This is a genomic window from Spirulina subsalsa PCC 9445 (assembly GCF_000314005.1).
Taxonomy (GTDB): domain Bacteria; phylum Cyanobacteriota; class Cyanobacteriia; order Cyanobacteriales; family Spirulinaceae; genus Spirulina_A; species Spirulina_A subsalsa.
This window is the reverse complement of record NZ_JH980292.1, coordinates 2,624,650-2,651,255: the sequence shown is the minus strand read 5'-3', so window position 1 is coordinate 2,651,255 and position 26,606 is coordinate 2,624,650. Positions and strand designations below refer to the sequence as shown.

Genomic DNA, 26,606 nt, shown 5'->3' with positions numbered 1-26,606 from the left:
AGCACGTTTGCGCCCTCACCCGCTTACCATGTTGGATTTTTACGCAATAAGGCGATCGCATCCTCCGCCGCCAAAGGTTTCGCAAACAAATATCCCTGTCCATACTTACAGCGCAACTTGCGCAAAAGTTGTAAATGCTCCTGATGCTCAATCCCCTCTGCAATCACCTCAATCCCCAAACTATCAGCCATGCGGATAATCGCTCGGGTAATCTCCAAATTCTCCGGCTCCTGTTCCATTTTCATCACAAAGGAGCGATCAATTTTCAACGTATCAATGGGAAAACTCCGTAAACGACTCAAGGAAGAATACCCCGTGCCGAAATCATCAATACTTAACTGAATATCCATCGCCTTCAAATCTTGGAGGGTTTGCGCCACAATGGTTTCATTCTCCATGATCGTCGTTTCCGTAATCTCTAAACGCAACCGTTGAGGATTAACCCCCGTTGCCTTGAGAATCTTATCCACCTCCTTCGCTAATTGAGGCTGAGAAAATTGTCGCCCCGATAAATTCACACTAATAGTCAGGGCAGAATCCGGAAACTCTTCCCCCCAAACCTGAATTTGTTCACAAGCTTCTTGTAAAATCCACCATCCCATCGGCACAATTAACCCCGTTTCCTCCGCCAAGGGAATAAACGCCCCCGGACTCACCGGCCCGCGATGGGGATGTTTCCAGCGCATCAGTGCTTCAAAACCGCTTAAATGTCCCGTTTTTAAGTTCACAATGGGCTGATAATAAACCTGAAGTTCTTCCCGTTCCTTCGCCCGTCTTAAATCAATTTCGAGTTGCAAACGGGCTAAATTATCCGCCGACATCGTAACATCAAACATCTGTTGTCGGGCTTTACCTTGGATTTTGGCGTGATACATAGCCGTATGAGCATCGCGCAAAATATCCGAGGGCGCATCATACTGTCCATTGGGGAAGACAATCCCAATACTCGCGCTAGTATAGACTTCCTGTTGATTAATAATCACCGGAAGTTGTAACTTCATCTGTAAACGTTGGGCGACATTATTAGCATCTTGAGCCGTATTGACCGACTCTAATAAAATGGCAAATTCATCATCTCCTAATCGAGCAATGGTGTCATCGTAGCGCATCTGCTCTTGTAAACGGTTGGCGGTTTCTACTAATAGTTGATCCCCGCCCCAATGCCCTAAACTATCATTGACGACTTTAAAACGGTCTAAATCAATAAATAAAACGGCAAATTGAGACGAAGGATGGCGTTTTTGTCGGGCTAAAGCTTGGGATAAACGATCCATAAATAACGCCCGATTGGGTAAGCGAGTTAAGGAGTCGTGGAGTGCATCATATAAAAACTTTTCTTCCGCAATTTTGCGGTCAGTGATATTATGACAATTCACCACAATTCCCTCGACATCAGGATCTTGTAAAAGATTGGTAAAAACCACTTCAAAAATATTCCAAGTTTCAAAGCGGGTTTTTAAGCGTAATTCACTGATTAGTTCTTTCTCTCCGGGCTGTTCTTGCACTTTTTCCATCCGTTGAATGACCGAAGTAATCTCATCAGGATGGAGCAAAGAACCAAACGCTACGAGATTTTTAGGTTGCACAATATCTCCTAACACCCTCAACGCAGAAGGACTAGCATAGGTGATAGCCCCTTCAATATTGAGAATAATAATAATATCCGTGGAGTTTTCAATTAAAGCCCTAAAGCGCCGTTGATAGCGCATTTCACTTTCCCGTAAGGTTATTTTTTTGGTCAGGTCATCCCGTAACTTTTGGGCGGTTTCTTTATCTTGTAAAACCTGTTTAACCTGTTGAATATGTTTTAAGGTTTTGCGGGTGGTAATTTCTAAATCCTGTAAGTTGAGCGGTTTTGTTAAAAAATCAAAGGCCCCTAAATTCATCGCACTACGAATGGTTTCCAAATCCCCGTAGGCCGACATAATAACGGTGCTAGTGGTTTGGTTGGGCATTTCTGCGATTTTTTGTAACAGGGTCATGCCGTCCATTTGGGGCATATTAACATCCGTCAAAATCATATCAATTTCGGGATCTTGACGGATGTGATGCAAGGCCTCTAGACCGTTAAGGGCAAAAATAAATTGATAGTCTTTTTGACGGATGTTTTTGCGAAAAACCTGGCGAATGAGTGCCGGAAAATCTGGATCATCATCAACCACCAAAATCTTGGCTGGCATTGCCCCCCCTGAATCTTAGGATGAAAAATGTTTAAGAGGATAGACTAATAATTTTCTCTTTTAGGGCTGCGAAATCAATGGGTTTATTGAGGTAATCATCAGCCCCATATTGTTGGGCAAGTTGATAGTTTTTCTCGTCTCCGTAAGCTGTTACCATAAATACTTTTAAATCAGGAAAGTTGCCTTTAATGACTTTCAGTAGTTCAATCCCTGTCATCCCGGGCATATTAATATCTGACAGAATTAAAACCGGATCAGCCCCTTCTCGTTTTAAGTATTCTATGGCATCCTGGGCAGAGTGGACAAATTCAAATTCTACCTCTCCTTTTTTGATTTCTTTACGGAATTTCTGTCGAAAAAGAATTTTAATATCTTCTTCGTCATCAACTACCATAATTTTCAGCATCATTTTAGACTTGGGGGTAAAACAGGGTTGATGGGAAATCTAATGAGTGGGCAGGGTGATCACAAATTCAGTGTACTCGTTTATTTCACTGTTGATCTCAATTCTTCCCTTGTGTTCTTCCACGATAATATCATAGCTAATGGCTAACCCTAATCCTGTCCCAATGCCGACGGGTTTGGTGGTGAAGAAGGGTTGAAAGACTTGCTGGCGGATTTCGGGGGGGATGCCTATCCCATTGTCCCGGATGCGAATTTCTAGGGCTTGGTCGAAGGCTTGGGTTTTGACCCAGAGGATGGGGGAAAAGTCTTCACCGAGGCGTTTTTTCTGTTCGTGGGCGGCGTAACAGGCGTTATTGAGCAGGTTCAGGAAAACGCGACTCAGGTTATGGGGGACAACAAAGATCGGTTGTGCTTCGGGGTCGTATTGTTCATTGAGGGTGATGTTAAAGGTGGAATCGTTGGCGCGCATTCCGTGGTAGGCGAGGTTAACGTATTCTTGGAGCAGGGCGTTAATGTCGGTGAGTTTCCGTTCTCCGGGTTTGCCTCCGGACTGTTGCAACATTCCTTTAACGATGCTGTCGGCGCGTTTGCCGTGATGGTTAATTTTTTGGACGTTTTGTTGCAGGTCGCTGAGGATTTCTTCAAGGTAGTCCCAGGTTTCGCTGTCGATTTTATCTTGAAAGGTTTCGAGTTCTTCTAGGAGTTCTTGGGTGAGGTCTACGGAGAGTTCGGCGAAGTTGTTGACGAAGTTGAGGGGGTTTTTAACTTCGTGGGCAATGCCTGCGGTGAGGGCACCGAGGGAGGCGAGTTTTTCCTGGGCAATGACTCGCTCCTGCATGAGTTTCAGTTCAGTCTGAGTCTTTTGGAGGGTGCGGGTGAGGTGGGTGCGTTGGAGGGCGATCGCAAAATGATAACTGATTAGGTGCAGTTGGGTTAGGCGATCGCCTGTAAAGTGTCCCGAGGGCTGATCATGGGTAAAGAGTAACCATCCAAGTTGTTCGTCTCCTTGTTGCAAGGGGAAACGACAGAGGGCGTTAATTCCCTGATGAGGAATGTAGGGATCTCGGCCATAATCGGGATGATCTTCCAGGTTTTCTAAAATGCTCACTTTCGGATCCCAGAGCAAGTTCTGCACGATGGGGGAGTTGAGAACCGAGGGGGATTCTTCGGAGTGAGAGGGGATTTGTAAAACAGGTTTACCCGATGTGGAGAAGTGGGCGATCGCCCCCACCCGCCAACCTTTGGCTTCTGATAATAATAAAAACACGGATTTCACGTCGCTATAGGCCATTAACGGCAGCATGACCTCTGAGGAGATTAACCGATCTAGGGTGGTGGCTTGGGCTAGTTGGATGAGGAGATGATCAAGGAGAGAAACCGGTGAGGCAATGGTCAGGGGATTAGGCATTTTCTGCTGTTTGCAGTCGAGAGGGGATAGGGAAACTTCAGTAGTTTGGTGTAAGGCTGTGTCGGAAGAAAGATGAAACATTAGGGGGGTTGCCTCCTCAAGGGGATGGGGATGTCCAGTGATTAACAATTCGGCGGGATGAACTGACTCCATCGACGGATAGCACCAAGGAAGAAAACTTAAGGGATAAAACTTAAAGTTTTCTTATCCTCAGTTTAGCCGCTAATTCAAAGGGGTGGTTATTTGAGCTACCCCGTAACCGGAGAAAATTCCGTAAGCTTTACAGGACTTTATCTAATTTTCATTTTATCGGCTTCAAGACCGAACTTTTTTTGAAGATTCTGTTTAGTTTTCTTCCATTGTGTCAGCAAATTATTAAGACTTTGTGACAGGTTAAGGGAACGGGGAACGGGGAATAGGGAGTCGGGAGTCGGGAGTCGGTGTAGGGGCGCAATGCTTGCGCCCTAGGAAATCGGGAGTCGGGAGTCGATTAGTATTCCCCATTACCTATTCCCCAACCTTAACAAGTTAAGCTTGTGTGCATTTTGTCAAGTCCCAGATATAGCGTCCAATAAATTAGACGACACTATTTATAGGGTCTTCAATTTTGGACACAACCGGATTTTCCCTCCCCCTGTTCCCTGTTCCCTGTTCCCCGTTCCCTAAAATAAAAGAGTTTTGGCTATTCACTAGCCACTATTCCCCTGCTCCCCTGCTCCCCCGCTCCCCCGCTCCCCTGCTCCCCCGCTCCCCCGCTCCCCTGCTCCCCTGCCCCCCTGCTCCCCCTGCTCCCGACACCCGATTCACTATTCACCGTTCCCCGCAAAATGTCTGTATATCCCTTAAAATAACTTCAAACAAATTTACATAACCTGAGAAGGGTTGTCCCAAACGATGGGCGGGGAATGCCGGAACATCGCTAAGACAGCCGCCTAAAGATGTACCGATCTTGTCGAACTCATGACTCAACTATCTAATTTTACCGCCCCAATCTCACGACGCACTGCAATAAAAATTATGGGACTGGGGGCTGTTGGTGCAGGGATTGGCTATTCTCGTGTGACGAAACCGCAACCTACAGTTCATCAACCGGACACTCTGGATTTACCCGCACACTTGGACCGGGAGAAAACGGTGTGCGTGGTGGGAGGGGGTTTAGCGGGGTTGGCCTGTGCCTATGAACTCAGCCAACGAGGGTTTAAGGTGAAATTACTGGAAAAATCGCCCAATTTTGGGGGAAAGATTGCCAGTTGGAGGATTCAAGTGGGAGGGGATACCTTCCGCATGGAACACGGCTTTCACGGCTTTTTCCCCCAATACTACAATCTCAAGAGTATTGTGGCGGAGTTGGCGATTGAGGAGAATTTTAAATCGTTAGAGTTTTATTCGTTGGTCTTTCGGGGGGGGAATTATCAACCGGAGGTGTTTCGCCCCAGTCACTCGGCCTTTCCTTGGAATATTGTAGATTTAGCGATCGCCTCTCCCAATCGGTTCAACTGGGGAATTAACCTAACCGACTGGCACCATTTACAGGTTTTCCGCGCTATTACAGGCTTTCAAATCCCCCGCACCTTTGACCAATACGATCATAAAACCGTGGCGGAATGGGTAGCGGAAGGCTTCCCTCAAGGGTTATATGATCTCTATTTCCTCCCCTTTGCCAAGTCCAGTTTAAACGCCCCCGATGTGTTGAGTGCGGGGGAATTATTGCAGTTTTTCCACTTCTATTTCTTCGGCAATCCCGAAGGATTAGCCTTTAACGGCACAAGGGATGATATGGGAACCAGCTTAGTAGAACCGATTATTGCCGCCATTGAACGCAATGGGGGGGAAATGGTGTCGGAGGCCAATGTGTCCCAAATTCACTGTAATGGGGGCAAAATTAGCCAACTGACCTATCAAAAGGGGTCATCATTCTATGGGGATGTTCCCTTTTGGGTGGCGAAAAACCCCCAATTGAGTGACGAGAAAACGGTCTATTATGGAGCAGGCGATCGCGTTTTTCGCGCCCAAACCCCAGAAACTGCCCTCTCCCTGACTTGTACCCATCAAGGTTGTACAGTACAACCCCAAGCCGATGGCGGTTTTCGTTGTCCCTGTCATGGGGCGCGCTATGATCAGGAGGGACGAGTCATCCAAGGCCCCGCCCAGCGTGATTTAGCCCGTTTCCGCATTGCCGAGACGACGGAGGAAGGCGCTCAACTCATCGCCCAAAATCCCCCCACTCCAGAGGAACAGGAAATGGTAGAGGCGGATTATTATGTGATTGCGGCCGATGTTCCGGGGACTCGCCATTTAGTGGGGTTAATGACGGGGGAGGTGGATGAGCAATTTCGGCAAGCGGTGCAGAATTTAGCGGTGTCGGATCCCTTTGCTGTAGGGCGTTTTTGGTTAGATCGGGATTTCCCTTGGGAACATAGTAATTTTGCCTCTCTTTCGGGGTATGCCTTAACGGATAGTATTACCCTTTACCATCGCATTCAACGGCAGTTTATGGAGTGGTCCGAACGAACAGGCTGTAGTGTGGTGGAATTACACGCTTATTGTTATAAAGAGCAGGAATTCCCCACCCAAGAGGCTTTACTGACAACCTTTGAACAGGAATTGCGGGAAATTGTGCCGGAGTTAAAAGAGGCGAAAATCCTGCACAAGGAGTTAGTGAATCAGAAAAACTTTTCCGGTTATCCCCCGGAAAGTTATGCCACTCGTCCTGAAACCATCACCCCTATTTCTAACTTGGTGTTGGCGGGGGATTGGATCAAAATGCCCTTTCCCTGTGGCTTAATGGAACGGGCGGTAAGTAGTGGACTGTTGGCCGCTAACGGGATTTTACATCAGGAGGGGTTAAAACGGCGATCGCTCCTCTCGGTCAATCCCAGTGGAATGTTTCGGATTTAGGGAGTCGGGGAATAGGGAATAGGGAATAAGTCTGAATTCCTCGTCTCTTCCTCTCCCCTGCCCCCCTGTTCCCCGTTCCCTAGTCGAGATCGTGCTAGGATCAACCCTAGAGACTGTCCTCGATTTTTTTAGAGAATCCCAATGGCAACCGCAGCACCGAAAAAAAAAGCCACTTCTACCCAATACGAGGCCGTGATTGGCTTAGAAACCCACTGTCAACTGAACACCGAGACGAAAATTTTCAGTCCCGTTTCTACAGCCTTCGGTACTCCCCCTAATACCAACATTTCCGCCATTTGTTTAGGCTACCCCGGCGTTTTGCCTGTTTTAAACGAGAAAGTGCTGGAATATGCCGTTAAAGCCGGAATCGCCTTAAACTGCCAAATTGCCCCCTATAGTAAATTTGACCGCAAACAGTATTTTTATCCCGATTTGCCCAAAAATTACCAAATTTCCCAGTATGATCTACCCATTGCTGAACATGGCTGGCTAGAAATTGAAGTAGTCGAAAAACCGGGGGATGAACCAATACGGAAGAAAATCGGCATCACTCGATTACACATGGAAGAAGACGCGGGGAAATTAGTTCATGCGGGAAGCGATCGCCTTGCCGGATCCACCCACTCCCTAGTAGACTTTAACCGTGCTGGGGTTCCCCTCTTAGAAATTGTCTCAGAACCCGACATCCGCACCGGGGCGGAAGCCGCCGAGTATGGCCAAGAATTACGCCGCATCATGCGTTATTTAGGCATCAGTGACGGCAATATGCAGGAGGGTTCCTTACGTTGTGATGTGAACATTTCTATTCGTCCTATAGGTCAAAAAGAGTTCGGCACGAAGGTAGAAATTAAAAATATGAACTCTTTTAGTGCCATTCAAAAAGCCATTGACTACGAAATTGAACGGCAAATTAAATGTTTAGAAACCGGGGAAAAAATTGTCCAAGAAACTCGTCTCTGGGAGGAGGGGAGTCAAAAAACGGTTAGTATGCGCAGTAAGGAAGGTTCTAGCGATTATCGCTACTTCCCGGAACCGGACTTACCCCCCATTGAAGTGTCTGTTGAACAGATGAATCAATGGAAGGGAGAGTTACCCGAATTACCCGCCCAAAAACGCCATCGTTATGAGGAGGAGTTAGAACTTTCGGCCTATGATGCACGAGTTTTGACGGACGATCGGGAGATTGCGGAGTATTTTGAGAGTGCAATTGCCCAAAATGCTAACCCCAAACAAGTAGCAAACTGGTTAATGGGGGACATTGCCGCCTACCTGAACAGTGAGAAGTTATCCATTGGGGAAATTGCCTTAAAGCCGTCTATTTTAGCGGAATTGGTGAACTTAATTGATCAGGGAACGATTAGCGGCAAAATTGCTAAAGAAATCTTGCCGGAATTACTCACCACCCCGATTGATTCTCTCCAGAAGTTTGTGGAAAGTAAGGGCATGATCCAAATTTCCGACACGGGGGAACTGGAGAAAATTATTGATAAAATCTTGTCAGAAAATGCCGACAAGGTGGAACAATTCCGCAACGGAAAAACCAAGTTACAGGGCTTTTTTGTGGGGCAAATAATGAAGGAAACCAGCGGCAGGGCTGACCCAAAATTAACTAATCAATTGTTAGGTAAAAAATTGAAAGGTTAATTAGGGTCTGCTGAATACCTCTGCTTGCGGGGGGAGGCAATTTACCTAGGGCTTGCTCATGCACCCTGCAAAGGTTCAGAAACTTTTTCTAGAATTTGTAACACTTCCCGCTCAAAGGCAACTTGAGCGCGGTTGGTTTTGGCTCCTAAATAAAAGCGATCGCCTTTTTGCAACGCCCAAACCTGAGAATGGGACCAATAACTCATCACCACACCCACCATTAATAAGCCAAATCCAGCATAAACAATGGGAACGCCGGGATCTGCTTTAATTTGTAACCCCGTAGAGCCAATTAACTCTACCACCTTTAAAGTAATCCCATTGGGTAACTCAATCCCCTGTCCTGTCCGCACAGCCCCCATCAGTTGCCCCTGACGATCATAGGTTAAGAGGATTCCTTGTAAATCTCGCGCTAACAAGGAAACCCCTTCACTTAAATCCGGTTTCGTGGGAACCCATGTTCCCCAAAAGCGCCCTTGTAACGCGGGCAGGGGAGCCATCGGCAAGCGAAACACGGGACTATTATTTAATTGCACTTTCACCCCAGAAATGCCCCAATCGGTTTGATAAAAGGTTACACCGTCATAACGGAGGGGGGTGTTCACGGCAATGGTTTGATGTTTCAGTTCTGCCCCCTGTTCATCCACTACGGAGAGATCAGAATAAAACTGGTCAATGTTGCCGTCTGGGGTGTAGTCAATCCAAAAACGATTCACCTTTACGCCCCAATCTTGGGGGATTTGCCCCCCTGCCCAGGGGCCTGCATCAATAATGTTCTGGACGCGGAAGGTTTCCCCACTGGGAACGATTTCTTGGGCAAAAAACCCTGTCATGGCCCCCCAAATACCCCCCGCAAGGACGATGAGGATTCCGGCATGGACGACGATGGGGCCGATGCGTCCGATGATGCCTTTGCGGGCATAGAGTGCGTCTCCTTGGTGAAAAACTTTGTAGTTGTATTGTTCGAGGAGGGGAATTAGGGAGTTGAGGGAGCCTCTGTCCAGTTCGGCACTAAGAGCGAGTTTTTCAAATTGTGCCGCTTGGGTGCGAAATTTCCACGTTCTGGCCGCTTTGAGGGTGGGAAGTTGACGGGTGAAGGTGCAAGCGGTCAAACTGCTGCCAAAGAAGACGAGGAGGGAGAGGAACCAAGGGGTACGGTAAACGTGGTCAAGTCCTAGGAGGAGGAGGACTTTCCAGGTGAGGAAGCCAAAGAGGGCGGGATCTTCGGGGTAGTTGCTTTGATAGTAGGATAGGCTTTGACCCTGTTCAATGACGGTGCCGCTAATGCTGAACAGGGCGATGAGTAGGAGGAGGATAATGGCCAGACGTAAATCTGCGATCGCCTTTAAACTACTACGCCAAGCTTTTTTAACCGGAGAGGGGAGTGTGGAAGAAGTCATATTACGCTAAACCCAAGGGCAGACGAGAGAGCAGGGAAAAGACCCCAAACCCTATTAATAATGCACCACTGACGGGATTAATCCAACCCGACCAGCGACGGAGTTCTAGGAGTTTTTTTAAGGAAGCGGTGAAGCTACCCGCTAACACTAAGGGGGCAACATAACCCACTGCATAGGCTAATAGGAGACTCGCCCCCAGGACTAAATCTTGAGACTGACTGACCCAAAACAGTAAACTGGCGAGGACGGGGGTGCTACAAGGGGAAGCCACTAAACCAAAAGTTAACCCCAAGAGGTAGGAACGGAATCCGTGGGGTAATTCTGGGGAAATCCAATCGGTGCCGCCCCAGTTGGGGAACCGAAGGGGGACTAATTCGAGGAGGTTTAAGCCCATGAGAATGGCAACGCAACTCACAAGGATGGGTAAACCTACGCCAATTTGACCATAAACCCGACCGAGGGAGGCGGCGAGAATGCCCAGTCCGGCTAGGGTTGTGGCCAGTCCAAGGGCAAACCAGATCGATTGTGCGATCGCCTTTCCCCGTCCTTCTGCTTCATACCCGCCAATATACCCCATCGTAATGGGCAACATAGACAACATACAGGGGGTCAAACTGGTGAGCAATCCCGCCAGCAAAATCACCCCCAAACTCAACCAAGTCAGATGACTCAGTTGTTGCAAGACTAATTGATCCGCAAATTGGGACAAGTTATAGAGTTGGGTGTGCAGAGTATCTAGCATAAATTATCAATCATCAATTATCAAATCTCAGGCGCTGGAACGTCCATCCTTGATCCTAGCGCGTTCCGCCGCTCAGAACAGCGACTCAACACTCTTCAGCCAACATACTCAAGCCAGAGTAATCTTCTTGGAATCCTAGAGGGAATTCATGAATTCCCCCTACCATAACTTAATTTAGGGCTTGCTTCCCTCAATATATAAGAAAAATTTATGTTAAAGACCCCATCCCCTTGTGGGTGGGGCTGTTGACAAAAAATGAGCCTGTAAGTTGCCGTTTCTGTAAATTTTTGTTAACTTTAGTTACAGAACTCTTTACATTGAACCACGAGAGGCTGACATGGAAAATCAAGAACGCAACTCCTTTAAATTCGGCTTTACCGAAGGTGCAGAGAACTGGAACGGTCGTTTAGCCATGATTGGCTTTGCTGCCGCCCTAATCATTGAATTGGTCAGTGGGAAAGGTCTGCTGCACTTCTGGGGCTTAATGTAATTTCCCACTAACCTCTGTCAATCTCAGAAAAAATCAATCTCGGAATAATCTCCTAACAAACACTGGATCGGGTTGCTACCCTCGTCCAGTTTTTTGTTTGGGTTAGGCAAATCCTAGAGGGATGAATTTCCGAAAATATTATTCATGATAGTCCGTTTGGGGATGACCACAAACCTTACAATAAGATAAATATTTGTAAGTTAAATGTAAACAATTGGGGCATTCCACATATTGATAATAACCACAATGGGGACAGTGGGACTCATCCCCGCGTAGTTTCTTCCCGCAATTCATACATTTGCCCTTTTGTACTCGGTTGGTTACTTGCAATTTACGGTTAAATACCACCTTTTGGAAAAATTTGATAATGCCAAAACCGACTAACGGCACAATCAAAATATAGACATAACTGATCAGGAACAGTAACCCCCCTAACAATCGGGTCAAAACTCGTACTAAAACATCAAAAATGATCCCAAATTGGAGAACCTCGAAGATTTTAAGAATGAGAGGAATACAGAAGATGATCAGCAAATGCCAACTCATCAATGCCACCAGACCGTAATTTTTCCGTTGGGCGAAATTATGCACCCACAGGGCGAGAACAATCAGAGGTAACAAAAAGGCTGCTTGTAACGCAAATTGAAGGCTAGGATACCAATAAGCCGCGTGCTTATAGTCTTTTTGTAACTGATTAAAGGTCGTGTCGTCATTTAAAAGAGCGAGGAATTCAACACTTGCAGGTTGTGCGAGTAACTCTTCTTGTATTGTAGAAATCTCTCCCTTAATACTGGCAATTTGGCGGTTGTTTTCCTCTAGATTTTGTTTGGCTTGTGCCGCTTCAACGGTATTAATGGAAAGATCCCGAGGTTGCCCAGCAATTTGTTCTAACAGGGTAGAATCATATTGACTGCGAATCCGTTGATTTTTGTATTCTAGGTCATTAATATTCGTCTGTTTTTCCGTGATGACCCGAATCACTTGTTGATTAGCTGGGGTATTAATTCTGTCTTGAATTTTACGATAATTCAAACAAACTTCCGAGACAGAACCTAATCGTTTTAATTCGTTAGGATAGGGATTTGATAAACCATACTCATCAACCTGAATTGAGGAGCGAATCGTCTCGAAATCTTTATTCTCAGGGGTTTCTGTGCGGTAGGCATCCCAAGCATAATAACAGGGATATTGTTCCCCGGCGCTCAAGTGCCATTGTCCAATATCACTTAGTCCCCAGAAGACATTGCCTAAAATAAACAAATCAATGGCAATAACGATAATTAAACTGACTTTATTAATTGGTTCGTTATTGATGGTGCTAGATTTGTTAAAAAATCGACTGAACCAACGGGTTAATTTTGTAAACATATCGGGTTTAGAGGGTTGTTACAAGTCGGATAGAAGGTGAACACATCCCAATCCATCGCACCGTTCCAGTGCTTGACTGGACTTTGCAATGCAATAGAAAAAAGCCGGTTATCTATAGGTTGGGTGTAGGGAAACGCGCCACTCAACCAACCACCGCTAAACTGTGGTCAACATGACCCTATTTCCTAGTCAAAGCGGATGATTGAGTGCGATCGCATGATTAGGTTGAGCTAGTCAAAGCAATCCTATTTCAGTTGTCATATTTTTGGCACTTTAACCCCCATCCTAGAGGGAATTCAGGAATCCCCCCGACTAGAACTAGGGTTTGCTAAATATCCCTCTAAGCACTGTTACTAGGACTTTCGATTGGGAGCGAGAAAGTGCAAGGTTTTAGGGATAAAGAATCAAAAAGGCTAGCCTTTTTCCGACTCCCCCCGGTTCCCTGTTCCCTAGCCCCACGAGTAGAGTTATTCAGCACGCCCGAACTAATTTAGGATTGCTAGAGAGAGGATAAACTCAGGACAAGGGAATCGATAAAACTCAACTCTAGACGTTATCGATGATTAAACTCTAACACTGTATTTTCGGGGATGGTGGGATATTGAGACAGTTTTTTAAGTGGCTGGATTCTATGGAAGTTGAGGAAAGGGGAATCCGTTAAGCTTGCTCCTTCCTTCTATCCTGTCTCCCCACCTGCGAGAGCGCAAAGTGGGGGAGTATGTCGCTATTTTGGTTCAAATCCGTTCAGCAAAACGCAATTTAGCAGAACGAGAACGGCGATTTTGCGCCTGTTCTTCCGCTTGTGCCATGATGGGCTTTTTGGTGAGAACCTTTAACTGTTCATTGTTGCGGAAACTGTGCTTAATTAAACGATCTTCGAGACTGTGGAAGCTAATTATGCCGATTCTGCCCCCTGTTTTGAGCCAAGTGGGGGCTTGAGTCAAAAACTGTTCTAGGGCTTCTAATTCGCCGTTAACGGCAATGCGGAGGGCTTGAAAAACGCGAGTGGCGGGGTGGATGCGCCCATAACGATATTTGGGGGGAACCACGCTGGCGATGAGATCTGCTAATTCAGTCGTGGTTTGTAGGGGGCGTTTTTCCACAATGCGCCGAGCAATGCGACGGGATAAACGTTCCTCTCCGTAGTGATAGAAGATGTTCGCCAGTTCAGATTCAGCCCAATGATTAATAATATCGGCAGCCGTGAGGGATTGACGGCAATCCATGCGCATATCGAGGGGGGCGCTCTGTTGGAAACTAAATCCTCGTTGGGGGTGGTCAAATTGGGGGGAACTTACGCCTAAATCAGCGATAATCCCATCAAATGGGGTGTTGAGGGGGCGATATTCCGCAAAGTTGCCCTGCCAGAATTGAACCGTGTTAGGGAGGTGGGTTTGACAATGTGCGATCGCCTCCCCATCCCGATCCAGGGCCATCACCCGCACATCAGGCGCACTCGCTAAAATTAAAGCCGTATGACCTCCCCCCCCCACAGTAGCATCTAGATAATATCCCCCCGCCTTAACGTCTAAGCCAGTGATTAACTCTTGACTCAACACAGGAATATGGACAAACGAGGGAGAGGAACTAGACATGATCGAGGTAACAGGTAACTGTCCCCATTATCCGTCAAGGTTGCCCCTTGCGCTTCCATAGTGGCTAATTTGGTGGGTTGATATTCTTGGACTTGTTCCCCGCTTAAGTGACCTACATAGATTTGTAGAGGAGCAACAACCCCCACTTCGAGGTGGGGGAATGCGTCGCTAATTTTGTTCAACACTGGCACAATTTCTCTTGTTTTTGATCAGCTTAAGACCATCACCAGAAATATGGCGCGGGAATGCTCTCAAACTAGCTGATCGGCTTAGAGAGAGTATTCACACTACAGGTAACTCAATCACAAACTCACTCCCTACCCCCGGAGTTGAAGAAAAATGTAAATGACCTTGGTGATTTTGGGTCACAATTTGATAACTAATCGCCAATCCCATTCCCGTTCCTTTGCCTACAGGTTTGGTGCTAAAAAAGGGATTAAACATTTTTTGTTGAACCTCTAAAGGAATACCCATTCCATTATCTTCAATAGAAATAGATACCCAATCTGGGGCGAATTGCTGGGTTGTAATCGTAATATGACCCACATAATTTTCTCCATTTAAACTGTTTTTTTGCCGCTCCTCAATAGAATCTAAAGCATTGACTAATAAATTCATAAAAACTTGATTTAATAAGCCACTATAACAAGTGATATTAGGCAAAATGCCATAGCTTCTAGTGACTTCAATATAGTGAAAATGTCCCTGATGATGAAGGCGATTCTGCACAATTGTTAAGGTGCTGTCGAGATTATCATGTAAATTAACCGTCTTATATTCTGCTTCATCCACTCGGGAGAAGGTGCGCAGAGATTTTACGATATCCCGAATGCGTAACGCCCCATTTTTCATAGATTCAATGGTTTTTGGGAAATCATTCATCACAAAATCAAGTTGAATCTCTTCTATGAACTCTTCAATCTGGGGATGGGGGTCAGGATAAATGGATTGATAGAGTTGGATTAACTCAAATAAATCCTGAATATAGTCAGAGGTGTGGGTTAAGTTACCGTAAATAAAGTTAACTGGATTATTAATTTCATGGGCAACTCCGGCCACTAATTGCCCCAAACTGGACATTTTTTCGGCTTGAATCAGTTGGATTTGGGTTTGTTGCAGGTCGTGATAGGCTTTTTCCAGTGCTTGGGTTTTGGTTTGAGATTCTTGGTAAAGTTGGGCTTGGTAGATGGCGATCGCAACTTGATTCCCAATGCTCTCCAACAGTTTAATTTCATCCTCCTGCCAAGGACAATCATTCTTAATCCGCCCGATTTCAAAAGCACCTTGACGGTTGCCCATGTGTACAGGTAAAGCGAAATATAGGGCAATTCCCGCATCCTCACAAAAAGTCCTGAGTGTCTCATCCTCTGACTGACTAATATCAGCATAGTACAGTTCTTTATTTAACAACTGCCCATAGAGTTGAGGAAAATCACTCATTTTATACATTCCTAGCCAACTGGCGAGTTCTGGGTGTTTTTGTTCCTGCACAATTTCCCAACAGGGCGGATCTAAATCATGGCGATACCAGCCAAAAACGCAAATATCGACATTTAATTCTACAAAAATGGCATTCACCGCATTGTGTAAAATGGTATCGAGATCCAAAGAATTGCGGATTTCTGTGCTGATTTGGTTTAACAGTTGGGTACGACTGAGTAAAGCTTGAAGTTGATGTTCTGCCTCCTTGCGTTCGCTAATATCCCGAATCATGCAAAATACCTCATCCTCGCCACAGACGACTAAACGGGCTTCATAACTGCGGATTCCTCCGGGGGTGGGGAGTTCATATTCAAATTCTTGGATTTGTTGGGTATCCAAAGCCCGATCAATGGCTTCCCCGGTTTGTTGAGCAACGGGAGGGGGTAGAATGTCATCAATTCTTTTACCCAGAAATGCCTCGGGCGGCATGAGGGAGGCGACTTGGGCTGAGGGTTTAAAATCTAAAAAGATTCTTTGGCGATCGCACCGAATCATCATATCAGGAATCGCTTCAAGGAGGGCGCGAGTTTGGGCTTCACTCTCCCGTAACGCGCTTTCTGTCTCCTTCGTGGGGGTAATATCCCGAATATAGCCAAACCAAGTAATCGTCCCATCCCTTTCCCGTTGGGGTGTGGCATGACCCACCACCCACAGGATTCTACCATCGGGGTGACAGATGCGATATTCACAATGCCACTCCCTTAAGGTTTCCGCCGATTCTTGAATAGAACGGGTAACTTGAACAACATCATCGGGGTGTAGTAATTGCAAAAGGGGAGTCGCATCTTCCTCCACCACTTCAGGAGTCACCCCATAAATATCCCATATCCCCTCACTGGCAAAGGGAAAAGCTAAACGACCATCGGGATATTGATCAAACTGATAAATCACCCCCGGAATATGACGGGCAATTTTTCGCAAGAGATCCCCTGAATTATCCCGAGGGGTGAACTCTCGCAAGGTCAAGAGATGAACTTGAGGCAAAAAATGAGCCGTGGCGGTATATTCCACCGCTTTCTGTTCTCCCCGACTGTTCACCAGTTGGAATTTTCCCGACGCTTGACCTGTACTTAAGAAGTCCTGCCAAGCTTGGGCAAAGTTAAACTCGGGAGGGATAAAATCTGCCAGTTGGTGAGTCGTTAAATAATCTTCCGTTAATCCCAATAATTGACAAGCGGCCGGGTTTGCAGCCAAAGTAAAACCCTGATCATCAATGATCAATAAGCCCTCACTAATGGTTTTAAATAGGGCTTGAAAGCTGGGATTATTGCGCTCAAAACCAGCTAAGTGGGCGGAAAATAAAGGATCTTGGGTCTGACTGTCCACATCAGAGGGACTGTGAGGACTGTCAGCCGGGAAACCTACTTGACGGGGGAATAACATTATTTTATTTTTCTTTTAATCAGAGGATTTTTATGATGATTGAAATTGTTATAGCGTTAATAAACGAGTTTTGCCTCTCATTAAGACTCGCTAGATATCCGAATGATAGGTTAGGTTCTGGGATAGTGGAAACGGAAATTAATAAAATAGTAATTATTGCTTAATCGGTAAGGAAGGGTCATCCTTACCGCATTGTGTTCTAAATCAAGCGAGAAATAAATGATAAGCGGGATTATCATTTTCATCCCAGTAGCGATAACCTAATGTTTCTAAAAAAGCCCGCCATTGAGTCATTTCATGGGGAGGAACTTGCATCCCGACTAAAATCCGTCCATAGTCTGACCCATTATTCCGATAGTGAAATAAGCTAATATTCCAATCGGGACTCATCGACGCAACAAACTTCATTAAAGCACCGGGTCTTTCCGGAAACTCGAAACGATACAATAACTCATGATGAGCTAAAGGAGATTTTCCTCCAACCATGTGGCGGAGATGGAGCTTGGTCAATTCATCATCCGTTAAATCTAGGGTTTTTAAGCCAAAGGACTCAAAAGATTCGACTAATTTAGCGGCATCGGCGCGATTTTCTACCTGTACCCCGACAAAAATATGGGCTTCGGTTTGGTCAGCGATGCGATAATTAAACTCGGTTAAATTGCGCTTGCCTAAACAATCACAAAATTGTCGCAAACTGCCCGGTTTTTCGGGAATCGTGACGGCAAAAATGGCCTCTCGTTGTTCCCCTAATTCCGCTCGTTCCGCCACAAAACGGAGACGGTCAAAATTCATATTGGCCCCGCAAGCAATAGCAATTAGAGTCTGGTGTTCAATTCCCGTCTGTTCGACATAGGCTTTGGCTCCGGCGATCGCCAAGGCCCCGGCGGGTTCTACAATAGATCGGGTATCCTCGAACATATCCTTAATCGCTGCGCAAGTGTCATCGGTTCCCACGCGCACAATATCATCTACATATTGCTGGCACAGACGAAAGGTTTCGGCCCCCACCTGCCGCACGGCCACCCCATCGGCAAATAAGCCCACTTGGGGCAAACGCACCCGTTCCCCTGCCTTCAGGGATTGATACATGGCATCGGAATCTAAGGGCTCCACCCCGATAATCTTAATTTCGGGTCGCAAGCGTTTCACATAGGCCGCCACCCCAGAAATTAACCCCCCGCCCCCAATGGCCACAAAAATGGCATGAATGGGCTTTTGATATTGCCGTAAAATCTCCATGCCGATGGTACCCTGTCCGGCAATTACATCTGGGTCATCAAAGGGATGAACAAAGGTTAAGCCCTTTTCTGTGGCCAATTGACAGGCGTAGGTGTAAGCATCATCATAGGTTTCGCCGTGGAGAATAACCGCACCCCCTCGCGCTTGTACGGCGTTGATTTTGACTTGGGGGGTGGTCACAGGCATGACAATATAAGCCCTTGTTCCCAAACGATGAGCGCCTAAAGCCACCCCTTGGGCATGATTTCCGGCTGAAGCGGCAATCACCCCCTGAGCGAGCAAATCGGGGGGGAGTTGAGCCATTTTGTTATAAGCTCCCCGTAATTTGAAGGAGAAAACCGACTGCATATCTTCTCGTTTTAAAAAGAGTTGATTCTGCAAGCGGCGTGATAAATTAGGAGCGAGTTCGAGGGGGGTTTCTTGAGCAACATCGTAAACCCGAGCATTCAGGATGCGTTCAAGATAGTCAGAGGGCATGGATTTACTGTGTGAGTAGAAGTTAAGCGCAGTGTATTATTGTACCAAACAAGGGGGGCGAGTTTTCCGAGAGTAACTTCACGGTAGCTTTACAGGAATTCCCCCTAGAATTAGGTTTTGGTAAAGATCCGCCGTTTGGCCTATACATCCGGATAGAGATTTGGGAGACTGTAAGCAGGGAAAACAAGGCAAGATATAAAGCTTTTGGGATTTAAGAACTCGTGATTCGATTTGGTTTGAACCAGAAGAGTTCGTCGATTTCTGAGCTTATTGACTTGACCGAAGTTGGTTGGTGCAAAAACCCAGTAAAAAGGCTGGGTTTTTTTCTGTTGTTTTTTGGGCAGGGTTTATCCATCATTGCCCGAAAAGCAGTATGATCAGGGACTCAGAACCTTTTGAATTTGCTGTTCCATGACTTCACAACTGCGCGTATACGTCCCCGAACATCCCCTTATTAAACACTGGCTGGGGGTTGCCCGCGATCGCAATACTCCCTCTGTTCTCTTCAAAAGTGCGATGACGGAATTGGGGCGTTGGTTAACCTATGAGGCCAGTCGGAACTGGCTGCCTACGGAGGATATTGTCTTAGAAACCCCCCTCGCCCCCTGTGAAGCAACGTTAATCAATCCGGAACCCCCCATGGCGATTGTGCCGATTTTACGGGCAGGTTTGGCCTTGTTGGATGGCGCACAAACCCTGCTCCCCCTCGCTTCGACCTATCATCTGGGCTTAGTGCGCAATGAGGAAACGTTAGAGGCCACTTGTTACTTGAATAAATTGCCGGAAACCATTGACTCCAACACCCGGATTTTAATTTTAGATCCCATGTTGGCCACAGGAGGCTCTATGATTGCGGCCTTAGAAGCGTTAATTGAACGGGGGGCCAATCCGGAACTGTTTAGAATTATCTCGGTGGTGGCCGCTCATCCCGCGCTGCAAAAAATCAACCAGTATAATCCCAATTTAATTATTTACACGGCCATGATTGACCCAGATTTGAATGACCAGGGTTATATTGTACCGGGTTTAGGAGATGCAGGCGATCGCGCTTTTGGCACCCTCTAACCGTTGTGAGAGAGGATAGAATAGAAAAGGGGTATTGAGGATCATTCAATTATGAGTCAACGAGACGGATTTACAGGTGGTTTTTTAACAGGTGTGATTCTGGGCGGTATTGTGGGCGGCATTGTAGGCGCACTGGCGGCATCTCGACGTTCTGGGGATTCTGATGCCAGTGAGTCCCCCTCCCGCAATGGTTCCTCTGGGGAAGGCTCAGAACTCTCTGAGGCAGGTATGGAACACGCTCGCCGCAGCCTAGAACATAAAATTGCTCAGTTAAATTTAGCCATTGATGATGTGCGAGAACAGTTAAGTTCGGTGAATGGCAGTTATGGGGAGTTGAGCCACGAGGAAACGCCGGATTGAGATAAGGTGGCTCTATCCCACACCCCCCAATCTTGACAAGTTAAGGCTCTAAGTTATAAGTCAAGGCATTGGGAGTCGGGAAAATGCGGTTGTGTCCAAAATTGAAGACCCTATAAATAGTGTCGCCCAATTTGTTGGACGCTATATCTGGGGCTTGACAAAATGCACACAAGCTTAACAAGTTAAGGTTGCACGCCCCCCCATTGCGTTTTGCCTTGCTCCTCTCTGGGCTTTCTGGAATAGCGCGACGGGGTGGCTGTTTTTTTCCCTTCAGGTGAGGATGGCTGGAAAGGTAGGGCTGGACTGGGTTTGAAGGCAGTTCTGGGTCAGAGGGTGTCGCGCACCTTACGGAGTAAGGGTTTCAGCGATTTGTTGTGTTTTCGGGGAGGCTGTGTTATAGTTTATCTGTGGGTGTCGCGCAAATCAAGCGGGAAATCTACACAGGATAAGGTTTTCGGGCTGCCGCTCTTGAAATCACCTATAATGCCTATGAGGTATTGAAACTCAGTGTCAGATTGATAAGCTCCAAAAGTTGGCGCTTGAAATCACCTATAATGCCTATGAGGTATTGAAACATGGGGAACGGAAAAGAAGGCGGGAGTTAGTGGCCACTCAAGAAGGTTGGCTTGAAATCACCTATAATGCCTATGAGGTATTGAAACCTCGAATTTTGTGATCTCCCGAATTCAGTGATTCCTTGAAATCACCTATAATGCCTATGAGGTATTGAAACACTCGGCTATTCCCGCCCCTCACCTTCGCTAGTTCCCTTGAAATCACCTATAATGCCTATGAGGTATTGAAACCGGTCAGTGGTGGTATGCCTCGGATACGGGAGACTACTTGAAATCACCTATAATGCCTATGAGGTATTGAAACATTCATTCCCCACCCCCCAGCAACTGCTTGAGTGCCTCCCCTTGAAATCACCTATAATGCCTATGAGGTATTGAAACGACAAGCTGATCCCGCTCCCGGGCGGCTGTAAGCAGACTTGAAATCACCTATAATGCCTATGAGGTATTGAAACTCTGCCCAATGGAGGGCGGGATGGTTGCAGTCATACTTGAAATCACCTATAATGCCTATGAGGTATTGAAACTCTCTGCTTTATTAACGGCGTCCTCTTCAGTCATCCTTGAAATCACCTATAATGCCTATGAGGTATTGAAACTTTTTACCGCAGTAGTTGCGGTAGTTACCCTCATCCCACTTGAAATCACCTATAATGCCTATGAGGTATTGAAACGTGCGTGACGGGGCTTCTAAGAACTATCCAAAAGATTCAGAACTTGAAATCACCTATAATGCCTATGAGGTATTGAAACAACGGTATTTTTTACCATCAATTCAGCAACACTATAGGCTTGAAATCACCTATAATGCCTATGAGGTATTGAAACCGGCACTTGTCCGCCCCTGATGCCCAGAAATGGCCTTGAAATCACCTATAATGCCTATGAGGTATTGAAACATTATATAGAGCAATGAACGCTAATTCTAAGAAACTTGAAATCACCTATAATGCCTATGAGGTATTGAAACTTTTATAAATTTCCTAAAACCCCCGCCATCATTACTTGAAATCACCTATAATGCCTATGAGGTATTGAAACAGCTTGTTGCCCCATTTCTTCGGGGCTATACAAACCCCTTGAAATCACCTATAATGCCTATGAGGTATTGAAACAACATCAAAACCTAGGTAATTCTCACCATAGACGCTTGAAATCACCTATAATGCCTATGAGGTATTGAAACTGCACGTTGGCAGGTACTTGCCCGCCGCCAGCCCTTGAAATCACCTATAATGCCTATGAGGTATTGAAACACACAGCTTTCCTCCGTGGAAATCAGTTTCAATTCTTGAAATCACCTATAATGCCTATGAGGTATTGAAACACTGACCTCCTCACTGAGATCCATTGCCATTCTGTCTTGAAATGAGCTATAATGTTTAGCCTAAATGTCGCAATTTATCTCACTGTTAAAACGCAGCTTAACAGTGAGATAAATTGCGACCAACTGATGAGGAAGGTATTAGAATCCTGTCAGCCAATACGGCGGGACACGCAGAATTTAAAGCTTGTGGAGAGGGCGTAAGACTCGAAGCGTAAAAGTAGAAATACTGGTGCTAGAAAGCGGCGCTCAATTAAACAAGAAACTCCGGCCACAGCCTAGCTTGGCGGTGAGAGTGTCAATTACTGATAATGGACAACTGCTATGAGTCAAATTCTATCTTTAGAAGAATCAACTACTGTTATTTATCCCAGTGAGGACGGTGAGCCTTTGGCGGAGACATACGATCATATGTATGCAATTTTGATGACCCTAGAAGTGTTACGACAATACCTGAGTGGTCGTCAAGCAACGGTATTAGCAGACCAATTTCTTTACTATTCTCAAGGGTTTCCTCGCTTGCGTGTTGCTCCTGATGTGATGGTAATTTTCAATGTGTCTCCCGGTGGGCGGGATAACTATAAGATTTGGGAAGAAGGGGAAGTCCCGACGGTAATTTTTGAGATGACCTCACCGAGTACCCGGAGTCAGGATATGGAGTTTAAGAAGACTCTTTATGAGCAGTTAGGGGTAGAAGAGTATTGGCTATTTGACCCGAGAGGGGAATGGATTCCTGAACAGTTGCGGGGGTATCGTTTGGGGAATGAGGTGTATGAGTTGATTGAGGATAGTTATAGTGTGGCGTTGGGGCTACGTTTGGCGGTGGAGGAACGGTTAATTAGTTTTTATCGGGGAGATACGGGGGAACGGTTGCTCTTGCCGGAGGAGTTGCGGGTCGCTTGGCAACAGGAACGGGAACGGGCGGAACAGGAACGAGAACGGGCGGAACAGGAACGAGAACGGGCGGAGATTTTAGCGGCACAGTTACGCGCTTTAGGGGTGGAGCCGGAGGCGTGAGAATGGACTACTACTATGTACTGATAATGGACAACTGCTATGAGTCAAATTCTATCTTTAGAAGAATCAACTACTGTTATTTATCCCAGTGAGGACGGTGAACCTTTGGCGGAGACATACGATCATATGTATGCAATTTTGATGACCCTAGAAGTGTTACGACAATACCTGAGTGGTCGTCAAGCAACGGTATTAGCAGACCAATTTCTTTACTATTCTCAAGGGTTTCCTCGCTTGCGTGTTGCTCCTGATGTGATGGTAATTTTCAATGTGTCTCCCGGTGGGCGGGATAACTATAAGATTTGGGAAGAAGGGGAAGTCCCGACGGTAATTTTTGAGATGACCTCACCGAGTACCCGGAGTCAGGATATGGAGTTTAAGAAGACTCTTTATGAGCAGTTGGGGGTAGAAGAGTATTGGCTATTTGACCCGAGAGGGGAATGGATTCCTGAACAGTTGCGGGGGTATCGTTTGGGGAATGAGGTGTATGGACTGATTGAGGATAGTTATAGTGTGGCGTTGGGGCTACGTTTGGCGGTGGAGGAACGGTTAATTAGTTTTTATCGGGGAGATACGGGGGAACGGTTGCTCTTGCCGGAGGAGTTGCGGGTCGCTTGGCAACAGGAACGAGAACGGGCGGAACAGGAACGGGAACGGGCGGAACAGGAACGAGAACGGGCGGAACAGGAACGAGAACGGGCGGAACAGGAACGGGAACGGGCGGAGCGGGAACGGGAACGGGCGGAGGCTTTAGCGGCACAGTTACGAGCTTTGGGAGTAGATCCAGACGCTTGAGAATTCCCCCCTGATCCTTGATAATTAATCATTAGGCATCTCCTAAAACCCTGTTTTAGCAATGGTAAGAGGGTAGTGTTAGCGGACTGATAGGAGATGCCTGTTGCTCCTTCAATTAAAATCTATGCTAGTTGCTCTTGTTCCCAATGCCCCCCATCAAGATTTAATTATTACGCCCCCCAAGGGAGGTTTAGCCTTACAGGGGAGGGTGAAGATTCCGGGGGATAAGTCGATTTCTCATCGGGCTTTGATGTTGGGGGCGATCGCATCAGGAACCACCACCATTGAAGGACTCTTACTGGGTGAAGATCCCCGCAGTACCGCCGAATGTTTCCGAGCAATGGGGGCGCAGATTTCCCCCCTCAATAGCCATTCTGTCACCGTAGAGGGAATCGGTCTAGGTCACTTACAAGAACCCCCGGATCTGCTCAATGCGGGCAATTCTGGAACCACTATGCGCCTGATGTTGGGCTTGTTGGCCTCCCAGCCCGAACGGTTTTTTGTGGTGACAGGGGATGATTCCCTGCGATCGCGCCCCATGTCCCGTGTGATTAAACCCTTACAACAAATGGGCGCCCACATTTATGGCCGTCAAAACAACTCCCTCGCCCCCCTAGCGGTTCAAGGTCAAGCCCTCCAAGGCATTCACTACCACTCCCCCATTGCCTCCGCCCAAGTTAAATCTTGTATATTACTCGCCGGGCTGGCCGCCGAGGGACAAACTACCGTCACGGAGCCCTCCCTGTCCCGAGATCACAGCGAACGGATGTTAAAAGCCTTTGGCGCGCAATTAACCGTAGATCCCCAAACCTGTAGCGTCACCATTACCGGACAAACCGGAGGCCTAACCGGACAGAAAGTGATTGTCCCCGGAGATATTAGTTCCGCCGCCTTTTGGCTCATTGCGGCCGCCATTGTACCGGGTTCCGAATTGGTGATTGAAAATGTAGGGGTGAACCCCACCCGTACCGGGATTTTAGAAGCCCTTGCCCTCATGGGTGCCGATATTGAGCGGGAAAATGAGCGCCTTGTTACGGGGGAACCCGTCGCCGATTTGCGCGTTCGTTCTAGTGCCTTAAAGGGCTGCACCATCGGCGGAGACTTAATCCCCCGCCTGATTGATGAAATCCCCATCCTGGCCGTGGCCGCCACCTGTGCGCAGGGAACCACCCTCATAGAGGATGCCGCCGAGTTACGAGTCAAAGAAAGCGATCGCCTAGCCGTCACTGCCTCCGAACTGAACCGCATGGGGGCCAAGATTACCGAACGTCCCGACGGCCTAGAAATTAGCGGCGAAACCCCCCTCACCGGAGCTAAGGTAGATAGTTATACCGATCATCGTATTGCCATGAGTTTAGCCATTGCCGCCCTCACCGCCCCCACCCCCACCACCATCCACCGGGCCGAAGCCGCCGCCATATCCTACCCCAACTTTATCGAAACCCTAGAGCAGATTTGTAGCGGTTCACTGAGCCACTGATTCCCCCACCGGACACAGCACCGTTAAACTTTGGGGCAAACATTCCACCTCAACAGGTGTCGTGCCAATAATCTCCCCATCCAAAACCACTTTCTGGGGAGGATTGGCCGTCACCTTAATTTTTTGGGCGTGGATGTGGACAATATCCGGGCGATTGGGTTCCACTTGCACCAACGCCGAACCTAGAAGCTGTAACATCGACTGTACGGCCTCTAGCTTGCCCGTAGCCGTGGCAATGGTCACATCAAGGACTCCATCATCAAAAACCACCTGCCCCTTGCCCTGGGCTAAAATCGAGGTGGGAGGTGCCGCATTAGCAATGGTAATCGCCCCCGCTTCAAACTGGCGCACCGTATCATCCACCGTGATTTCCGTCTCAAACAAAATCCCCCGGTCAATTTGTTGCCACCCCGCCATAATATAGGCCAGCGCCCCCCAACGGTTTTTCGCTTCCCGGTTCGCCTGTTCTACCATTTCCGCCTCATAGCCTACCCCTGCCAATAAAATCATCGGTAAACCATTACAGCGCGCTGTGTCCACAATGCGGGTTTTCCCCGCTACAATGACCTCGCAAGCATGGGCAATGGGATTGAGGCGAGAAATACCCAAAGCCATAGCAAAAGCATTGGCGGTTCCCCGGGGGATAATACCTAAAGGAATTTCTGTCCCGATCAAAACCCCCGCCACCTGGGACACCGTGCCATCCCCCCCAGACGCAATGACTAAATCTGCTTGAGAGGCGATCGCCTTTTTCGCCAACTCCTCGGCCGAAACATCTGGCTGGGTTTCATGCAGCACCAAACTCATCGCCGGAGTCAGCATTTGTTTAATCAGATTTAACTCTTCTTGAGCATTTCCTTGACCCGAAACCGGGTTAAAAATTAAATGGGCAATTTGATTGTGTCGTAGATGATCCAAAATAAATTCCGCCGTAGCTACATTAGTAGCCAAGGCGACATTATGAACCGCACAAATCCTCTGTAAGGCTTGAATATCCGGTTCATGGGGTTGGGCATTGAGAGGATCAATTAAAAAAATAACCGCTTTCACATGACCCTCAGCCACTTGAGCCGAAATCTGCGCATCTCCTCCCAAAGGCCCCGATAAGAGGGCATTTACCTTAAGTCCCGTAGCGTTTTGAATCCGTTGTCCTGTGGTTCCCGTGGCAATCAGGGGGTAACGTTGCAGTAAGGCTTTATGGCGTTTGACGAATTCCACCATTTGATCCTTTTTATTATCGTGGGCAATGAGAGCAATGGTTGCGGGCATAATGAGTGAT

General features: G+C 47.1%; 18 protein-coding genes, 1 pseudogene and 1 CRISPR repeat array. Of the genes and pseudogenes, 8 read left to right on the top strand and 11 right to left on the bottom strand.

Features of this window, described 5'->3' with window-relative positions; translation table 11 throughout:
- Positions 1-23: 23 nt before the first annotated feature.
- From SPI9445_RS0112185 to SPI9445_RS0112175, 3 genes are read right to left on the bottom strand one after another with little or no spacing between them, the layout of a single operon-like run.
- A complete protein-coding gene (locus SPI9445_RS0112185) occupies positions 24-2,180 on the bottom strand; it encodes an EAL domain-containing protein (protein ID WP_017305028.1) in 2,157 nt (718 codons plus the stop codon).
- 31 nt (positions 2,181-2,211) lie between these two features.
- Positions 2,212-2,583, bottom strand: coding sequence for a response regulator (locus tag SPI9445_RS0112180; protein ID WP_026079741.1), 372 nt, complete (start codon positions 2,581-2,583; stop codon positions 2,212-2,214).
- A gap of 42 nt (positions 2,584-2,625) precedes the next feature.
- A complete protein-coding gene (locus SPI9445_RS0112175; protein WP_017305026.1) occupies positions 2,626-4,146 on the bottom strand; it encodes a sensor histidine kinase in 1,521 nt (506 codons plus the stop codon).
- 807 nt (positions 4,147-4,953) lie between these two features.
- Here SPI9445_RS0112175 and SPI9445_RS0112170 point away from each other — a divergent pair.
- Together SPI9445_RS0112170 and gatB are read left to right on the top strand one after the other, a co-directional pair.
- Complete coding sequence (locus tag SPI9445_RS0112170) at positions 4,954-6,891, top strand: FAD-dependent oxidoreductase (RefSeq protein WP_026079740.1); 1,938 nt, start codon at positions 4,954-4,956, stop codon at positions 6,889-6,891.
- Positions 6,892-7,032: 141 nt separating this feature from the next.
- Positions 7,033-8,535 (top strand): Asp-tRNA(Asn)/Glu-tRNA(Gln) amidotransferase subunit GatB, encoded by a 1,503-nt coding sequence (gene gatB, locus SPI9445_RS0112165; protein WP_017305024.1) that lies wholly within the window; start codon positions 7,033-7,035, stop codon positions 8,533-8,535.
- 56 nt (positions 8,536-8,591) lie between these two features.
- Here the strand turns inward: gatB and SPI9445_RS0112160 are convergent, their stop codons facing one another.
- On the bottom strand, positions 8,592-9,935 hold the full coding sequence (locus SPI9445_RS0112160) for a cytochrome c biogenesis protein (RefSeq protein ID WP_017305023.1): 1,344 nt from the start codon (positions 9,933-9,935) through the stop codon (positions 8,592-8,594).
- Between the two features lies 1 nt (position 9,936).
- Positions 9,937-10,677: a cytochrome c biogenesis protein CcdA gene (locus tag SPI9445_RS0112155; protein ID WP_017305022.1), complete on the bottom strand. Its 741-nt coding sequence runs from the start codon at positions 10,675-10,677 to the stop codon at positions 9,937-9,939.
- Between the two features lie 337 nt (positions 10,678-11,014).
- Here SPI9445_RS0112155 and SPI9445_RS25325 point away from each other — a divergent pair, with 337 nt between their 5' ends.
- The gene (locus SPI9445_RS25325; protein WP_017305021.1) at positions 11,015-11,167 is read left to right on the top strand and encodes a chlorophyll a/b-binding protein; all 153 of its coding nucleotides are present in this window, start codon (positions 11,015-11,017) and stop codon (positions 11,165-11,167) included.
- 138 nt (positions 11,168-11,305) lie between these two features.
- On the opposite strand, the gene SPI9445_RS0112145 is transcribed toward SPI9445_RS25325, so the two are convergent.
- From SPI9445_RS0112145 to ilvA, 5 genes and pseudogenes are all read right to left on the bottom strand, one after another.
- Positions 11,306-12,535, bottom strand: a complete 1,230-nt coding sequence (locus SPI9445_RS0112145) for a zinc ribbon domain-containing protein (protein ID WP_017305020.1) — start codon at positions 12,533-12,535, stop codon at positions 11,306-11,308.
- 734 nt (positions 12,536-13,269) lie between these two features.
- Positions 13,270-14,130: a 16S rRNA (cytosine(1402)-N(4))-methyltransferase RsmH gene (gene rsmH, locus SPI9445_RS0112140; protein WP_017305019.1), complete on the bottom strand. Its 861-nt coding sequence runs from the start codon at positions 14,128-14,130 to the stop codon at positions 13,270-13,272.
- Between the two features lie 47 nt (positions 14,131-14,177).
- A pseudogene (locus tag SPI9445_RS32105) lies at positions 14,178-14,267 on the bottom strand (cytochrome ubiquinol oxidase subunit I); the annotation flags it as partial.
- Between the two features lie 145 nt (positions 14,268-14,412).
- Positions 14,413-16,995, bottom strand: a complete 2,583-nt coding sequence (locus SPI9445_RS27595; RefSeq protein WP_017305018.1) for a PAS domain S-box protein — start codon at positions 16,993-16,995, stop codon at positions 14,413-14,415.
- A gap of 204 nt (positions 16,996-17,199) precedes the next feature.
- Complete coding sequence (gene ilvA, locus SPI9445_RS0112130) at positions 17,200-18,711, bottom strand: threonine ammonia-lyase, biosynthetic (protein WP_017305017.1); 1,512 nt, start codon at positions 18,709-18,711, stop codon at positions 17,200-17,202.
- Positions 18,712-19,122: 411 nt separating this feature from the next.
- Between ilvA and upp the strand changes: the two genes are divergently transcribed.
- The 5 genes from upp (at position 19,123) to aroA (ending at position 25,327) form a co-directional block, all read left to right on the top strand.
- The gene (gene upp / locus SPI9445_RS0112125; protein WP_017305016.1) at positions 19,123-19,776 is read left to right on the top strand and encodes a uracil phosphoribosyltransferase; all 654 of its coding nucleotides are present in this window, start codon (positions 19,123-19,125) and stop codon (positions 19,774-19,776) included.
- A gap of 51 nt (positions 19,777-19,827) precedes the next feature.
- Positions 19,828-20,136 (top strand): ssl2009 family thylakoid membrane protein, encoded by a 309-nt coding sequence (locus tag SPI9445_RS0112120; RefSeq protein ID WP_017305015.1) that lies wholly within the window; start codon positions 19,828-19,830, stop codon positions 20,134-20,136.
- Positions 20,137-20,603: 467 nt separating this feature from the next.
- Positions 20,604-22,038: direct repeats of the CRISPR family, unit length 37 nt; unit sequence CTTGAAATCACCTATAATGCCTATGAGGTATTGAAAC.
- A 321-nt stretch (positions 22,039-22,359) separates the two neighbouring features.
- Positions 22,360-23,052: a Uma2 family endonuclease gene (locus tag SPI9445_RS0112115; RefSeq protein ID WP_017305014.1), complete on the top strand. Its 693-nt coding sequence runs from the start codon at positions 22,360-22,362 to the stop codon at positions 23,050-23,052.
- 39 nt (positions 23,053-23,091) lie between these two features.
- The gene (locus SPI9445_RS0112110; protein WP_017305013.1) at positions 23,092-23,847 is read left to right on the top strand and encodes a Uma2 family endonuclease; all 756 of its coding nucleotides are present in this window, start codon (positions 23,092-23,094) and stop codon (positions 23,845-23,847) included.
- 124 nt (positions 23,848-23,971) lie between these two features.
- On the top strand, positions 23,972-25,327 hold the full coding sequence (gene aroA / locus SPI9445_RS0112105; protein WP_017305012.1) for a 3-phosphoshikimate 1-carboxyvinyltransferase: 1,356 nt from the start codon (positions 23,972-23,974) through the stop codon (positions 25,325-25,327).
- On the opposite strand, the gene mgsA is transcribed toward aroA, so the two are convergent.
- Complete coding sequence (mgsA, locus tag SPI9445_RS0112100; RefSeq protein WP_017305011.1) at positions 25,313-26,596, bottom strand: methylglyoxal synthase; 1,284 nt, start codon at positions 26,594-26,596, stop codon at positions 25,313-25,315. The two genes, aroA and mgsA, sit on opposite strands and share 15 nt — an antisense overlap.
- Positions 26,597-26,606 lie beyond the last annotated feature (10 nt).

What these genes read in the sequence shown, in the direction of transcription:
- SPI9445_RS0112185 (WP_017305028.1), bottom strand. Translation starts at nt 2,180, where the DNA reads ATGCCAGCCAAGATTTTGGTGGTTGATGATGATCCAGATTTTCCGGCA.
- SPI9445_RS0112175 (WP_017305026.1), bottom strand. Translation starts at nt 4,146, where the DNA reads ATGGAGTCAGTTCATCCCGCCGAATTGTTAATCACTGGACATCCCCAT.
- SPI9445_RS0112170 (WP_026079740.1), top strand. Translation starts at nt 4,954, where the DNA reads ATGACTCAACTATCTAATTTTACCGCCCCAATCTCACGACGCACTGCA.
- gatB (WP_017305024.1), top strand. Translation starts at nt 7,033, where the DNA reads ATGGCAACCGCAGCACCGAAAAAAAAAGCCACTTCTACCCAATACGAG.
- SPI9445_RS0112160 (WP_017305023.1), bottom strand. Translation starts at nt 9,935, where the DNA reads ATGACTTCTTCCACACTCCCCTCTCCGGTTAAAAAAGCTTGGCGTAGT.
- SPI9445_RS0112155 (WP_017305022.1), bottom strand. Translation starts at nt 10,677, where the DNA reads ATGCTAGATACTCTGCACACCCAACTCTATAACTTGTCCCAATTTGCG.
- SPI9445_RS25325 (WP_017305021.1), top strand. Translation starts at nt 11,015, where the DNA reads ATGGAAAATCAAGAACGCAACTCCTTTAAATTCGGCTTTACCGAAGGT.
- SPI9445_RS0112145 (WP_017305020.1), bottom strand. Translation starts at nt 12,535, where the DNA reads ATGTTTACAAAATTAACCCGTTGGTTCAGTCGATTTTTTAACAAATCT.
- rsmH (WP_017305019.1), bottom strand. Translation starts at nt 14,130, where the DNA reads ATGTCTAGTTCCTCTCCCTCGTTTGTCCATATTCCTGTGTTGAGTCAA.
- SPI9445_RS27595 (WP_017305018.1), bottom strand. Translation starts at nt 16,995, where the DNA reads ATGTTATTCCCCCGTCAAGTAGGTTTCCCGGCTGACAGTCCTCACAGT.
- ilvA (WP_017305017.1), bottom strand. Translation starts at nt 18,711, where the DNA reads ATGCCCTCTGACTATCTTGAACGCATCCTGAATGCTCGGGTTTACGAT.
- upp (WP_017305016.1), top strand. Translation starts at nt 19,123, where the DNA reads ATGACTTCACAACTGCGCGTATACGTCCCCGAACATCCCCTTATTAAA.
- SPI9445_RS0112120 (WP_017305015.1), top strand. Translation starts at nt 19,828, where the DNA reads ATGAGTCAACGAGACGGATTTACAGGTGGTTTTTTAACAGGTGTGATT.
- SPI9445_RS0112115 (WP_017305014.1), top strand. Translation starts at nt 22,360, where the DNA reads ATGAGTCAAATTCTATCTTTAGAAGAATCAACTACTGTTATTTATCCC.
- SPI9445_RS0112110 (WP_017305013.1), top strand. Translation starts at nt 23,092, where the DNA reads ATGAGTCAAATTCTATCTTTAGAAGAATCAACTACTGTTATTTATCCC.
- aroA (WP_017305012.1), top strand. Translation starts at nt 23,972, where the DNA reads ATGCTAGTTGCTCTTGTTCCCAATGCCCCCCATCAAGATTTAATTATT.
- mgsA (WP_017305011.1), bottom strand. Translation starts at nt 26,596, where the DNA reads ATGCCCGCAACCATTGCTCTCATTGCCCACGATAATAAAAAGGATCAA.